At 66.9% G+C, this 13538-nt stretch carries 10 protein-coding genes and 1 tRNA gene; 5 read left to right on the top strand and 6 right to left on the bottom strand.

Going from position 1 to position 13538, the window contains the following annotated elements; all coding sequences use genetic code 11:
- Position 1 precedes the first annotated feature (1 nt).
- On the bottom strand, positions 2–1567 hold the full coding sequence (locus EO170_RS08755; RefSeq protein ID WP_126944156.1) for an oligopeptide:H+ symporter: 1566 nt from the start codon (positions 1565–1567) through the stop codon (positions 2–4).
- 321 nt (positions 1568–1888) lie between these two features.
- Here EO170_RS08755 and EO170_RS08750 point away from each other — a divergent pair, with 321 nt between their 5' ends.
- The 4 genes from EO170_RS08750 to EO170_RS08735 all read left to right on the top strand — a co-directional run bounded on the left by EO170_RS08750 (position 1889) and on the right by EO170_RS08735 (position 7319).
- The gene (locus EO170_RS08750; RefSeq protein ID WP_126944154.1) at positions 1889–3658 is read left to right on the top strand and encodes a M14 family metallopeptidase; all 1770 of its coding nucleotides are present in this window, start codon (positions 1889–1891) and stop codon (positions 3656–3658) included.
- Positions 3659–3776: 118 nt separating this feature from the next.
- Positions 3777–6014, top strand: a complete 2238-nt coding sequence (locus EO170_RS08745; protein WP_126944151.1) for a glycoside hydrolase family 3 C-terminal domain-containing protein — start codon at positions 3777–3779, stop codon at positions 6012–6014.
- A gap of 142 nt (positions 6015–6156) precedes the next feature.
- Positions 6157–6243: transfer RNA gene (locus tag EO170_RS08740), tRNA-Leu, on the top strand.
- A 203-nt stretch (positions 6244–6446) separates the two neighbouring features.
- The gene (locus tag EO170_RS08735) at positions 6447–7319 is read left to right on the top strand and encodes a DUF2884 family protein (protein ID WP_126944148.1); all 873 of its coding nucleotides are present in this window, start codon (positions 6447–6449) and stop codon (positions 7317–7319) included.
- Between the two features lie 21 nt (positions 7320–7340).
- On the opposite strand, the gene EO170_RS21475 is transcribed toward EO170_RS08735, so the two are convergent.
- The 5 genes from EO170_RS21475 to EO170_RS08715 form a co-directional block, all read right to left on the bottom strand.
- Complete coding sequence (locus tag EO170_RS21475) at positions 7341–7517, bottom strand: hypothetical protein (protein WP_164740979.1); 177 nt, start codon at positions 7515–7517, stop codon at positions 7341–7343.
- Positions 7518–7798: 281 nt separating this feature from the next.
- Entirely contained in the window at positions 7799–9379 is a 1581-nt protein-coding gene (locus tag EO170_RS08730; protein WP_104583372.1) for a DHA2 family efflux MFS transporter permease subunit, read from the bottom strand.
- Between the two features lie 6 nt (positions 9380–9385).
- Positions 9386–10579 carry an efflux RND transporter periplasmic adaptor subunit gene (locus EO170_RS08725; protein WP_104583373.1) on the bottom strand — a complete coding sequence of 398 codons (1194 nt, stop codon included), beginning with the start codon at positions 10577–10579 and terminating at the stop codon, positions 9386–9388.
- Positions 10580–10589: 10 nt separating this feature from the next.
- Positions 10590–12077, bottom strand: a complete 1488-nt coding sequence (locus EO170_RS08720; RefSeq protein ID WP_164739082.1) for an AdeC/AdeK/OprM family multidrug efflux complex outer membrane factor — start codon at positions 12075–12077, stop codon at positions 10590–10592.
- Positions 12078–12100: 23 nt separating this feature from the next.
- Complete coding sequence (locus EO170_RS08715; protein WP_104583375.1) at positions 12101–12541, bottom strand: MarR family transcriptional regulator; 441 nt, start codon at positions 12539–12541, stop codon at positions 12101–12103.
- A gap of 123 nt (positions 12542–12664) precedes the next feature.
- Here EO170_RS08715 and EO170_RS08710 point away from each other — a divergent pair, with 123 nt between their 5' ends.
- Positions 12665–13516 (top strand): helix-turn-helix transcriptional regulator, encoded by an 852-nt coding sequence (locus tag EO170_RS08710; RefSeq protein ID WP_126944145.1) that lies wholly within the window; start codon positions 12665–12667, stop codon positions 13514–13516.
- The last annotated feature ends 22 nt before the right edge of the window (positions 13517–13538 follow it).

Below are 13538 nucleotides of genomic sequence, written 5' to 3'. Positions count from 1 at the left end.
CTCAGGCAGAACGGTAATTGTCGACCATGCGATACCGGCGCGCGTACAGGCCGAAGGCCAGTGCCGCCAGAAACGCGAAGGCCGCGAAGAAGAACATCAGAAATGCCGCCTCACTGAGTCCAGTATCGGCGATGTGGGAGGTCACCGTCGCATTGCGTACCGCCACGTTCGACAGCAGCACCCATAGATTGCCCACCGTGGTGGTCAGGTACCAAAAGCTCATCACCACGCCCTTCATCGACGGCGGTGCCTGGCTGTAGGCGAACTCGATCCCGGTGGCCGACACCAGCACCTCGCCGAAGGTCAGCAGCGCATAGGGCAGGATCTGCCAGGCGATATGCATCGGCTCGCCGCCGTCCATGCTGATCTGGATGGCACCGACCGTGATCCAGGCCAGGCCGCCGAAGGCGATGCCGCAGGTCATGCGACGCAGCGCGGTCGGCTCCCAGCCGCCACGCCGCAGCAGCGGATACAGCACCAGATTGTTGAACGGGATCAGCAGCATCACCAGCAGCGGATTGAGCGCCTGCATCTGCGAGGCGGTGAACCAGGCCGGCATCGTCATCTCGCGCCCCTGCAGCACCCAGGTGGAGGCCTTCTGGTCGAACAGCGAGAAGAACGGCGTCACCAGCGCGAAGATCACCAGCACCCGCAGCAGCGCGCGCACCCCTTCGACCGCGGTATCGGGATGGATGCCACGCGCACGCTCCAGCTGCCACCAGGTGCCGCCACCGATGCCGGCCAGCAACAGCACCAGCGCCATGCACAGGCAGATGACGATGCCGAGCTGGTCGACCAGCGCGACGCAGGCCAGCGCCAGCAGCACCGAGACGATTGCCAGCATCAGGCCCGGACGGCCCTGCCCCGGTGCATGGGCCAGCAATGCAGTGCGCACCACCGTACCGAAGCCGTGCGGATCCTTCGGCGGCAACGGCACCCGCACATAGCGCCTGCGGCCCAGCCAGAACACCAGCGTGGCCACGAACATCAGGATGCCGGGAATGCCGAACGCCCACGCCGGGCCGAGATGCTTCAGCGCCAGCGGGATCAACAAGGAGGCAAACAACGAGCCGAAGTTGATGATCCAGTAGAAGCCGTCGAACACCACCTTGGCCAGGTGCTTGTTGGATTGGTCGAACTGGTCGCCCATGAACGAGGCCACCAGCGGCTTGATGCCGCCCGCACCCAGCGCGATCAAGCCCAGCCCGAGGAAGAATCCGCTGCGGCTGCCTTCGAACAGCGCCAGGCAGGCATGGCCGGCGCAATACACCAGGCTGAACCACAGGATGGTGTTGTATTTGCCGAAGAAGCGATCGGCCAGCCAACCGCCGAGCAGCGGGAAGAAAAACACCCCGATCATGAAGCTGTGCAGGATGTGCTTGGCCTCGGCCTCACGGCCGGGCCCGCTGACTTCCTGCAACAGCAGCGAGGTGATCAGGAACTGCACCAGGATGTTGCGCATCCCGTAGAAGCTGAAACGCTCGCAGGCTTCGTTGCCGATGATGAAGGGAATCTGGCGCGGCAGCCGCGCACCGGCAGTGGGGCCCGGCAAGGTGGAAGTGGTCAAGGGCAGTCCGGTCGAGCGAAAAAACACGCGCTATCGTACCGGCGGCTGCCGGTTGGCCGCCATCGCGACCATGGGATAAGGCCACGGGCGCGCCGCTGCATGCGTCGAGCACCGCGCCTGGCAGGCGTTGATTGCAGACCCGGCGGGCAGGTTGCTGCCGTTGCGGCACACCTGGCCAGTGACTCGGCCCAGGCGTGCCGTCCCCGCCGTCGATGCACCGCAACCACGCCGATCACACGCAAGTCATGACGCAGTGCAGATTGGCCTGCTGCGCCGGCTCGGCTACATTGCAAACGTTTTCCTGGAACACTGGACCGCTGGATGCCCCGCTTCACCCGCCTGGCCCTGAGCCTGCTGCTGCTGACCACCTGCCCCGCCGCACTGGCCGCCGAACCGTTAACCACCCAGGCCGAGCGCAGCGGGTTCGCGCAAACCGGACGCTACGATGAAGTCATCGCACTCTGCGATGCCTTTGCACAGCGCTACCCGCAGGCGGTGCGCTGCATCGAATTCGGCACCACCCCGGAAGGCCGGCCGATGAAGGCGCTGGTCGTCTCCACCAGCGGGGCACTGGATACCGGCAGCGCTGCGCAACGCACGTTGCCGGTGGTGCTGGTGCAAGGCGGCATCCATGCAGGCGAGATCGACGGCAAGGACGCGGGGTTTCTGGCCCTGCGCGAATTGCTGGACGGCAGGATCGGCAAAGGCGTGCTCGACAAACTGGTCTGGGTGTTCGTGCCGGTGTTCAACGTCGACGGCCACGAGCGCTTCGGCGCCTGGAACCGGCCCAATCAGCGCGGCCCCGCACAGATGGGCTGGCGCACCACCGCGCAGAACCTCAACCTCAATCGCGACTACCTCAAGGCCGACGCACCGGAAATGCAGGCGATGCTGCGGCTGGTGCAGCAATGGGATCCGCTGATGTATGTGGACCTGCACGTCACCGATGGCGCCAAGTTCGAACACGACGTGTCTGTGCAGGTGGAGCCCGTGCACGCCGGCGATGCCACGCTGCAACGCGACGGCACGCGCTGGCGCGATGCGGTGATTGCCGACCTGGCCAAGCAGGGCTCGCTGCCGCTGCCGTACTACCCCTCGTTCGTGCACGAGGACGACCCGACCTCAGGCTTTGCCGACGACGTGTCGCCGCCGCGTTTTTCGCATGGCTATTTCCTGCTGCGCAACCGCTTCGGCATGCTGGTGGAAACGCATTCGTGGAAGACCTACCCGGTACGTGTGCGCGTCACCCGCAACGCGATCGTGTCGGTGCTGCAGCAGGCCGCGCGCAACGGTGCCAGATGGCGCGCCGATGCACTGGCGGCCGATCAGCGTGCAACCAAATTGGCTGGCGAGATGGAGCCGTTGAGCTTCGCTGCCGGCCCCGCCGCACGCACCGTGGCGTTCCGTGGCTACGCCTACACGCGCACGCCCTCGCCGATTTCCGGCGCGTTGATGACGCGCTACGACGAGACCAGGCCACAGATCTGGAAGGTGCCGTTACGCGACCAGATCAAGCCCGACGTGGTGGTCGATGCGCCACGCGGCGGCTATCTGGTGCCTGCCGCGCAAGCGGCCCTGGTGGCGGAGAAACTGCGCCTCCACGGCATCGCCTTCGACACCATCGCCACCGCCGGCCCCCATCCGGTACAGAGCTTCCGTGCCGACACCGCCACGTTTGCCGCGCGCTCCAACGAGGGCCACCAGAACCTGGCAATCACCGGGCAGTGGCGCGATGACACCCGCACCGTGCCGGCCGGCTCCTTGTTCGTGCCGATCGCCCAGCCCAGGTCGCGCCTGGTGATGGCGATGCTGGAACCGCAGGCGCCGGATTCGCTGCTGCAATGGGGCCAGTTCAACACCGCATTCGAGCGCAAGGAATACATGGAGGATTACGTGGCTGAAGAGGTCGCGCGCGACATGCTCGAACGCGACCCGGCAGTGAAGGCGCAATTCGAACAGCGCCTGGCCAGCGACGCGGCCTTCGCGGCCGACCCGAAGGCACGCCTGGAATTCTTCGCTCGCCTGCATGCCTCCTGGGACGAGCGCTACCGCCTGTATCCGGTGTTACGCACCGCGCAGACGCAGTTCTGACGCGGCACCGATTCCGGCCAACACCTCGGCGCGCACGCGCGCCCTTCGAACACGGGCATTGCGCTGCCCTCCCCTGATTGCAACCGCACCACAAGGACCACTCGTGCCACATCCCGATATGAAACCGTTTACAAATTCCCGACCACGCCGTCTCGCGCTCGCCATCGCCGTTGGCGCCAGCGTCGCGTTTGCCGCCCCGCTCGGCGCACAGACCGCCGCTGCAACGCAGCCGTGGATGGACACCGCCCTGACCGCGGACCAGCGTGCCGACCGCCTGCTCGCGCAGATGAGCGAAGACGAAAAATTCCAGATGCTGCGCAGCTACTTCGGCCTGGGCACCGACAAGATTCCCAAGCCCGAAGGCGCGCTGGGTTCGGCCGGCTATGTCCCCGGCATCCCGCGCCTGGGCGTGCCGGCGCAGCAACTGGCCGATGCGGGCGTGGGCGTGACCAATCCCGGCGGCATCCGCAAGGGCGACTTCGCCACCGCAATGCCGTCCGGCCCGTCCACGGCATCGAGCTGGAATCCGCAGCTGGCGTATGCCGGCGGCAAGACCATGGGCCGCGAATCCTGGCAGCAGGGCTTCAATGTGCTGCTGGCCGGCAGCGTCAACCTGCAGCGCGACCCGCGCAACGGGCGCAATTTCGAATATGCCGGCGAAGACCCGCTGCTGGCCGGCACCATGGTGGGCGAGTCGATCCGCGGCGTGCAGAGCGAGCACGTGCTGTCGACGATGAAGCACTACGCGCTCAACGACATGGAGACGCGCCGCAATTTCCATAGCGCGGAGATCGGCGAGCAGGCGATGCACGAATCGGATCTGCTGGCGTTCGAGATTGCGCTGAAGATCGGCGACCCCGCCTCGGTGATGTGCTCCTACAACAAGATCAACGGCATCTACGGCTGCGAGCACGATTACCTGCTCAACCAGGTGCTCAAGCAGGAATGGAAATACCCCGGCTATGTGATGTCCGACTGGGGTGGCGTGCACAGCGGCTCCAAGGCGGCCCTGGCCGGACTGGATCAGCAATCGGCCGGCGAAGTGTTCGATGCGGCGGTGTTCTTCGACGCGCCGTTGCGCATGGCGGTGTCGGCCGGCGTGGTGCCGCGCGCGCGCTTCGACGACATGGTCAAGCGCGTGCTGCGCAGCCTGTTCGCGCATGGCGCGTTCGATCATCCGACCCAGCGCCAGCCGATCGATGGCAAGGCCGGGCTGCTGTCGGCGCAGCATGTCGCCGAGGAAGGCAGCGTGCTGCTGCGTAACGAGCAGGCCACCTTGCCGCTGTCCACGGACGTGCGCCGCATCGCGGTGATCGGTGGCTACGCCGACAAGGGCGTGATGTCCGGCGGCGGTTCCTCGCGGGTGGACTACACCATCAACGGCGGCAACGCCGTGCCCGGCATCACCCCGACCACCTGGCCCGGCCCGGTGATCATCCACCCGTCCTCGCCGCTGCAGGCACTGCGCGCCGCGTTGCCGAACGTGCAGATCGATTATGTCGACGGCAAGGACCGCGCTGCCGCGGCACGCGCGGCCAAGGCCGCCGATGTGGCGATCGTGTTCGCCACCCAATGGTCGGCCGAATCGGTGGACCTGCCGGACATGCAATTGCCCGACAACCAGGATGCCTTGATCGAGGCGGTGGCCAGGGCCAACCCCAGGACCACCGTGGTGCTGGAAACCAACGGCCCGGTACGCATGCCATGGACCGAGCGCGTGCCGGCGGTGCTGCAGGCGTGGTATCCGGGCATCGGCGGCGGCGAGGCGATCGCCAACCTGCTGACCGGCAAGGTCAATCCCTCCGGCCATCTGCCGGTGACCTGGCCGGTGGACGAATCGCAGCTGCCTCGCCCGTCGATTCCGGGCCTGGGCTTCAAGCCGGCCAAGCCGGGCGAAGACACGATCGACTACGCCATCGAAGGCGCCAACGTCGGCTACAAATGGTTCGCCGCGCGCAAGCTGACCCCGCGCTACCCGTTTGGCCATGGCCTGTCGTACACCCAGTTCCGCATGGGCGGGCTGCGCGTGGACGCCAACGGCAGCCAGCTCACGGCGAACTTCGAGGTGGAAAACATCGGCCCGCGCGAAGGCGCCGCCGTGCCGCAGCTCTACGTCACCCTGCCCGACGGCCACGCCACCCCGCTGCGCCTGATCGGCTGGCAGAAGCTCACGCTCAAGCCGGGCGAAAAGCGCAACGTGCAGGTGATCGCCGAACCCAAGACGCTGGCCGACTTCGATGCCAAGGCACGCCACTGGACGATTGCCGCCGGCACCTATCGCGTGCAGCTGGCGCGTTCGGCAGGCGAACCGGTGCAGAGTGCGGAGGTCACCTTGCAGGGGGCGCAGCTGCCGTAATTGCGTGCCGCGGCGGGCATGCAGTGCGCGTGTCCGTCGCGCCGTCTTCTCCCGTGGCCGGCAGACACCGGCCACCACGAAGAATTTGTGCCAGATGCGTTGACAGCGTCGCGCGTAACTTGCACAATTCTCCTCCTGAGTCGCCCAGGTGGCGGAATTGGTAGACGCACTAGCTTCAGGTGCTAGCGGGGGCAACTTCGTGGAGGTTCGAGTCCTCTCCTGGGCACCACGACTCACGGTAGATCGTAAAAAACCCCGCTCAGGCGGGGTTTTTTGCGTCTGGGCCGTGCTATGGGACGATAGTGTGCGGCATCGGTGATGTCTGCAGATCGGCAGCGTCGCAAGGCTGCGGCGCCAGTGACTTTCGACACGCGACCAGCTGTTGTCGCTGTGGCGACCATGTACGACGCCTCCACGACGGCAGCACGCCCCATGCGCATCCTCCTCTGGATTGCCCTGCTGCCGGCCGTTGCCAGTCTGCATGCACAGGCACAGCAGACCGACAAACAGGATGCCCCGCGCCATCGCACGCAGGTGTCTTCGCAGCAATGCGGTCTCGGCACACCATTCAACGTGCTCGCCGACAGCGGCGGCATCTGGCTTTACCGCGACAGCGATTGGCCACGCGAAATTTTCTTCCACGGCGGCGAACTGAGCATCGACCACAAGCTGCAGCAGACCAGCACGGCCGATGCACGACGCCTCTGGGAGATGGAACAGCGCACCCGCGCACTGATGCCGCAGGTTGCCGGCATTGCACATCAGGTAATCGACCTCAGTTACGACGCACTCGGCGGTGTCATCGAGGTCATGACAGGCAGTGCGCTCAACGCCCGCAAGATCGAACGGCTGCGCAAACGCGCACGCGCGTATGTGGACGGCACCCTGGGCAAGGGGCGTTGGGAGCAGAAGGCCTTCGACGGCAACTTCGCAAATTACGTCGAACACGAAGCCGAGCAGTTCAAGGGCAGCATCGCGCGCCACATGCTCTGGCAGATCGTCACCGGGCGTTCGGACGGAATCGACAAACGCGCCCAACAGATGGAGGGCCAACTGGATGCAAGGCTGGACGCCCAGGCGTTCACCATCGAGGCCAACGCCAACGCGCTGTGCACCCAGGTGCAAGCACTGCGTCAGTTACAGGACGCGCTTGAGTTCCGCTACCAGGGCAAGCGGCTGCAACTGCTCGCGCCCCTGCAGGACGACACGCCGCGCCATGACGCCGAGCATGCCGAACAGAAGTCTGACAACGGCGACGCACCACCAAACCGCGCAGTCAAGCTGCAACCAGTAACAAACAGCTGAGGCCTCACGCCCTCGGTCGGATCATTGTTTCCCTGGCGGGGCGGGCATGCCCTTGATGCGCTGCCGGATGGCGCTCGAACGGGCGAGATCTCCGCTTGCCTCATACGCCTCGGCAAGGCTGTCCAGCGCATTGCGGGACGCCGGAAACAGCAACACGTTGAGCGCAAACACACGAATCGCCGCATCTGCGTCGGTCAAGGCTGCAGGGCCCTCACCGCCCCAAACGGTTCGTTGGTTGCTTTGCGAAGCGCTACGCAACCGACCATCCCGACTGGCTCTTGCCCGCCCACCGTCGCGGGACCTTACGCGGCATGGATGCCGCGTAAGAGCCTACAAGGACGTACTTGCGGCGTGTCCCGCGATGGTGGGCGGGCAAGGGCCCCGCAACCAAGTCGCAGATCATTCGCTCTGCACTGGACCGACGTGAGGTCGTTGTCTTAGCCGATGTCAGAACGGCCAAGCGCCTTGTTAGCCGGCGCCTAATGCCCCCCGGCCGCCGCTGCGCCGCCCGCACCTGCACCGAACGGCGGCTTGGCCAGCCACAGGAAGAAGATGATCGCCAGGAAGGTCCAGCCGAGCAGGTAGAAGATGTCGTTGAAGCCCATCTGCGAGGCCTGGTGATTGATCATGTTGTTGAGCGAGGCCGCGCCGCGTTGCAGGTCGCCCTGCCCCATCGCGGTGACCTGCTCCTGCATGCCCGGGGTGTACACCGAGATGTGTTCGGTGATGTGCGCGTGGTGCACCTGGGTGCGGCGTGCCCACAGATAGGTGGTCAACGATGCGGCGAAGCTGCCGCCGAGGGTGCGCAGGAAGGTGGCCAGGCCGGAACCTGCCGCGATCTCGCGACCGTCCAGGTCCGAGAGCAGAATCTGCAGCACCGGCATGAAGAACAGGGCCACGCCCACGCCCATCACCAACTGGACCGTGGCCACATGGCCGAAGTCCACCTGCAGGTTGAAGTTGGAGCGCAGGAAGCTGGTGAACGACAGGAAGATGAAGGCAACGGTGGCGAGCATGCGCAGGTCGAACCGCAGCGCGTACTTGCCCACGAACGGCGTCATCAACACCGGCAGGATGCCGATCGGCGCAGTGGCAAGGCCGGCCCAGATCGCGGTGTAGCCCATGTCGCGTTGCAGCCATTGCGGGATCAGCAGGCTCACGCTGAAGAACGCCGCATACGCCACCACCATCGCCAGGGTGCCGGCGCGGAAGTTGCGGTGCCGGAACAGCTTGAGATCGACGATGGGGTCCTTGTCGGTGAGTTCCCAGATCACGAACACCACCAGCGCTACCGCGGCAACGCAGGCCAGCACCACGATCTTGTCGGAGGAGAACCAGTCCTCGTCATTGCCCAGGTCCAGCACCAGCTGCAATGCGCCGACGCCGACCACCAGCAGGATCAGGCCGATGTAGTCCATGCGCGGCTTTTCCAGCTGCTCGGGGCGATGTCGCAACTGCGAGCCGACGATGCTGCTGGCGATGATGCCCAGCGGCACGTTGATCAGGAAGATCCATTCCCAGCTGTAGTTGTCGGTGATCCAGCCGCCCAGGATCGGCCCGGCGATCGGTGCCACAACGGTGATCATCGCCAGCAGGGCGAGCGCCTGCCCGCGTTTTTCGCGTGGGTAGATCGACACCAGCAGGCTCTGGGTGATCGGGTACATCGGTCCGGCAACAAAGCCCTGCAGCGCACGCGACACCACCAGCATGCCCATGCTCTGGGCCAGGCCGCACAGCAACGAGGCAATGGTGAAGGCCAGCGTCGACCACACGAACAGCTTGGTCTCGCCGAAGCGGCGGCTCAGCCAGCCGGTCAGCGGCAAGGCGATCGCGGTGCTGACCGCGAACGAGGTGATGACCCAGGTCGCCTGCTGCGAGCTGGCGCCGAGATTGCCGGCGATGGTCGGCAACGAGACGTTGGCGATGGTGGTGTCCAGCACCTGCATGAACGAGGCCATCGCCAGGCCCACGGTGCACAGCGCCACACTCGCCGGGCGAAAGCCGGCGGCGGGCGCAGGTGCCGAGGGGCCGCCTGGCGCGGTGGGAGCTTGCGAAGACATGCTGGCTCAGCCCGCCTTGGACGCAGCCTGCGCAGGCAGGTTGTCCTGGATGATGCGTTGGATGTCCGCGTCGGCGGCCTGCAACTGCTGCGCATACACGTCGGTGGAGAACACCGCGCCATTGGCGAACTTGGTCGGCAACACGCTGCCCTGCTGGTCGTGCAGGTTGACGTCGACCTTCATCGACAAGCCGATGCGCAGCGGATTGCCGGCCAGTTGCTTGGCATCCACCGCGATGCGCACGGGCACGCGCTGCACGATCTTGATCCAGTTGCCACTGGCGTTTTGCGCCGGCAACAGCGAGAACGCGCTGCCGGTGCCCAGGCCCAGGCTCTCGATGCGGCCGGTGTAGTTCACGCCGCCGCCGTACAGATCCGAATGCAGTTCCACTTCCTGGCCCAGGCGCATGTGCTTGAGCTGGGTTTCCTTGAAGTTCGCTTCCACCCACACCTGTTCCAGCGGCACCACCGCCATCAGCACGCTGCCGGGCTGCACGCGCTGGCCCAGCTGCGCCGAACGGCGTGCCACGTAGCCGGACACCGGCGCAATCACCCCGGTGCGGGCATGGTTGAGATAGGCCTGGCGCAGCTGTGCGGCTGCGGTCTGCACGTCGGGCTGGTTGGCCACCGCGCTATCGTCCACCAGCGCGCGGTTGCGTTCGAAGCTCTCGCGCGAACCGCTCACTGCCGCTTCGGCAGCGGCCAGCTCTTCGCGGGCATGCGCCAGTTCTTCGCTGGAGATCGCGCCGCTGGCGGCCAGATCCTTGCGGCGCGCGAAGTCGGCACGCGCGCTGCGCAGGGAAACCTCGCGCGAAGACAGGTCGGCCTGCGCGCCTTCCACGCTGCGGTACAGACCACGAACCTGGCGCACGGTCTTGGCCAGATTGGCCTCGGCCTGCTGCAACGCGACCGCGGTGTCGGCCGGGTCCAGCTGCACCAGCAACTGGCCGCGCTCCACGCGCATGCCGTCTTCGGCGCCGATGCTGACCACGGTGCCGCCGACCATCGGGGTGATCTGCACCTGGTTGCCTTGCACGTAGGCGTCGTCGGTGTCTTCGTGCCAACGGCCGACCAGGAAGTACCACACCACAAGACCGATGATCGCCAGGATCACCACAATGGCCACGATGCGCAGCGCCGCGCGGCGCTTGCTGGGCGCGGCCGGCGCAGGTTGGGAAGAAGTTGGAGTCGTCTGGCTCATCGTCGCTGTCTCAGGAATTCGGTTGTGCGGAAGTGGTCTCGGCGTGTGCGGTATCGCGTGCAGGTTCCGGCGTGAATCCGCCGCCCAGGGCACGCTGCAACCTCACCGAGGCCAACAGTTGTTGCGATTGCAGGCTGGCCATGCGCTCGCGCGCGGTGAGCAATTGCTCCTGCACGCTGAGCACTTCCAGATAGCTGCCGATGCCGGCGTGGTAGCGCTGTTGGGCAAGCGCGAAGGCGGCCGACACGGTCTGCACGGCGTCGTCCTGCGCGCGTGTGCGCTGCTCCAGCGAACGCACCGCGTTGACCTGGTCGGCCACCTCGCGGAGGGCGTCGATCACCTTCTGGTTGTAATCGGCCACCGCCAGGTCGTACTGCGCATCGCTGCCGGCCAGATTGGCGCGCAGCTTGCCGCCATCGAAGATCGGCAGGCTCAGCGCCGGCGCAACCACGCCGAGTACCGAGGCGCTTTCCAGCAACTGGCCGACGTCGCGATTCACCACCCCGCCCAGTGCAGTGATGTTGAAGCTGGGGTAGAAGCGGGTCTTGGCCGCGGCGATGTCCTGATTGGCCGCCTCCACGCGCCAGCGCGCGGCGACCACATCGGGACGGCGGCCCAGCAGGTCGGCCGGCAGGTTGCTGGGCAGCTGCGCAGCGATGGCCGCGCCCAGCGTCGGGCGCGCGATCTCCAGCCCGCGATCCGGGCCCTGCCCGACCAGGGCGGCCAGCGCGTTGCGCGCCTGGTCGATCTGCTGCTGCGCCGACTGCAGCTGCTGCTGCGCCGACGGCACGCGGGCCTGCGCCTGGCGCACCTGCAGATCGCTGTCGATGCCGGCGCTGCGGCGTTGCCGGGTGAGGTCCAGGGTCTTCTGCGCGCGGGTCAATTCATCGTTGGCCACGTCGTGCAGGCGCCATGCATAGTCGAGCTGCGCATAGGCCTCGGCAATCGCCGCCGACAGGTTCAGGCGTGCCGCCTGTGCATCCACGTCGGCCGCATGCGCCTGGTCCACCGCCGCTTCCCAGGTGGCGCGCTTGCCGCCCCACAGGTCCACGCCGTAGCGGAAGTCCAGCACCACCTGCGCGCTGCCGGCATAGCTGCCGCCGCGCTCCTCGCCCACCATCGATTCGGGCAATTGCAGGCCGGTGTAGCCGCCGGAGACCGACAGGCTGGGGCCGCGATCGGCCTGGGCGGTACCGATGCGTGCCTGCGCCTGGCGCAGGCGTGCGTCGGCCGCGGCCAGGCTGGGGCTGTGCTGCAGGCCTTCGGCAATCAGCGCATTCAATTGCGCATCGCCCAAGGCGCGCCACCAGTCGCTGGTCGGCCAGGCGGCAGGGCTCAGGTTGGCCTGGGCGAGGGTGCGCTCGGCATGCAGCGCGCCCGGCTCCAGCACGGTGCCCTGCGGGGCAAGCCCGCGGCTGCTGGCGCAGGCGGCCAGCGCCAGCGTCAGCGCAGTGAGGACGAGCGGCCGCGCAAGCTGCGTGGAGCGCAGGCGCAGCATCTGAATCGGGGAACTAGCAGCGTTCATGAGTTGAGTGCATCGCGGACACGGATGAGGAGAGAGGTGAGTTGCTCGCGCTCGGGCGGGGCCAGATCGCGCAGGCCATGCTCGATGGCGCGTTCGCCGCGCAGCTTCAGGCGCTCCCACAGCGCCACGCCCTGTTCGGTCATGACGATCTGCAGCGCACGCCGGTCCTGCGCATGCGGCTCGCGTCGCACCGCACCGAGCGCTTCGAGCTTGTCGAGCAGGCGGGTGACCGCGCTCGGGGTCTGGTCCAGCGCCAGCGCCAGCTCGTTGGCCGTGCAGGGCGAGCGCACCGCCAGGATCTTCAGGCCGACGTAGTGGCTGAAGCCAAAGTCCGGCAGCTCGCCCTTCATTTCGGCATCGAGCTGGCGCATCAGCGCGTCACGCACCTGGCGCAACAGCAGCCCGAACGACGGCGAGGTGGTGGAGAGGTCATTCATGGCGGGCTATTTTCTTCCGAAAAATATATTTGTCAACGCAAATATCCCGGAAGGGATTAAACCGCCGGCAAGGATCGCCACCTTACGCGGCTACATGTCTGGCCTGGTAATACAATTGCGCCAATGACTGTCGAAAACCCGCCAACCACGGTCGATGCGCTGCCGCCCGGTGTGCGGGACAGCTTCGAATGGGCCGACGGACCGGAGGTGATCGCGTTCCTGGCCAATCTGCGCGCGGTATGGGCGCCGGAGGCGGTCCGGCACGCCCATGTCCGCGGGCAATTGATGTACGTGGAGCACGGCGTGCTGACGGTGCATACCGAGCAGGGAACCCTGTCGCTGCCGCCGGGCTGCGCCGGCTGGATGCCACCCGGACAGCAGCACACCGTGGAGCTGGCCGGGCCGCTGCGCGGCTGGGGCGTGGTGGTCCGGCCGGATGCCTGCGCTGCGCTGCCCGCGCAAGGCGGGGTGATCCGGCTGACCGCACTCGCCCGCGAGGTGATCATGCGCGCAGCCGACTGGCCCCTGGGTCAGCCATTGGACCCCGCGCGGCAACGCCTGGCCGCGGTGCTGCTGGACGAACTGCGGCAGGTGCAGATCGACCACCTGCACCTGCCGATGCCGGCCGACCGCCGGCTGCTGCGCATCGCCCGGCAGTTGCTGGAGACGCCGGCCGACCCGCGCCCGCTGGACGCCTGGGCCGACTGGGGCGGGCTGTCGGCGCGCAGCCTGAGCCGGCATTTCCGCAGCGAGACCGGGTTGAGTTTCGCGCAATGGCGGCAGCAGGCCCGGCTGGCGGAAGCACTGCGGCGGCTCAGCCAGGGCAGCCCGGTCGCCCAGGTCGCCGACCAGCTCGGATACAGCAGCCCCAGCGCCTTCGTCAGTGTGTTTCACCGCCATTTCGGCGCCCCACCCACGCGTTATCTGGCCGGCACGCATGCGCGCGGCTTGGCATCCCCCGCCGCATCCGGATAATCGGCGCTCTTCGAGCGCGCGC

Source organism: Xanthomonas sp. BRIP62409 (assembly GCF_003992965.1).
Classification (GTDB): domain Bacteria; phylum Pseudomonadota; class Gammaproteobacteria; order Xanthomonadales; family Xanthomonadaceae; genus Xanthomonas; species Xanthomonas euroxanthea.
Note: the sequence above shows the minus strand (reverse complement) of the source record. Positions and strands in the feature narration are given on the sequence as shown.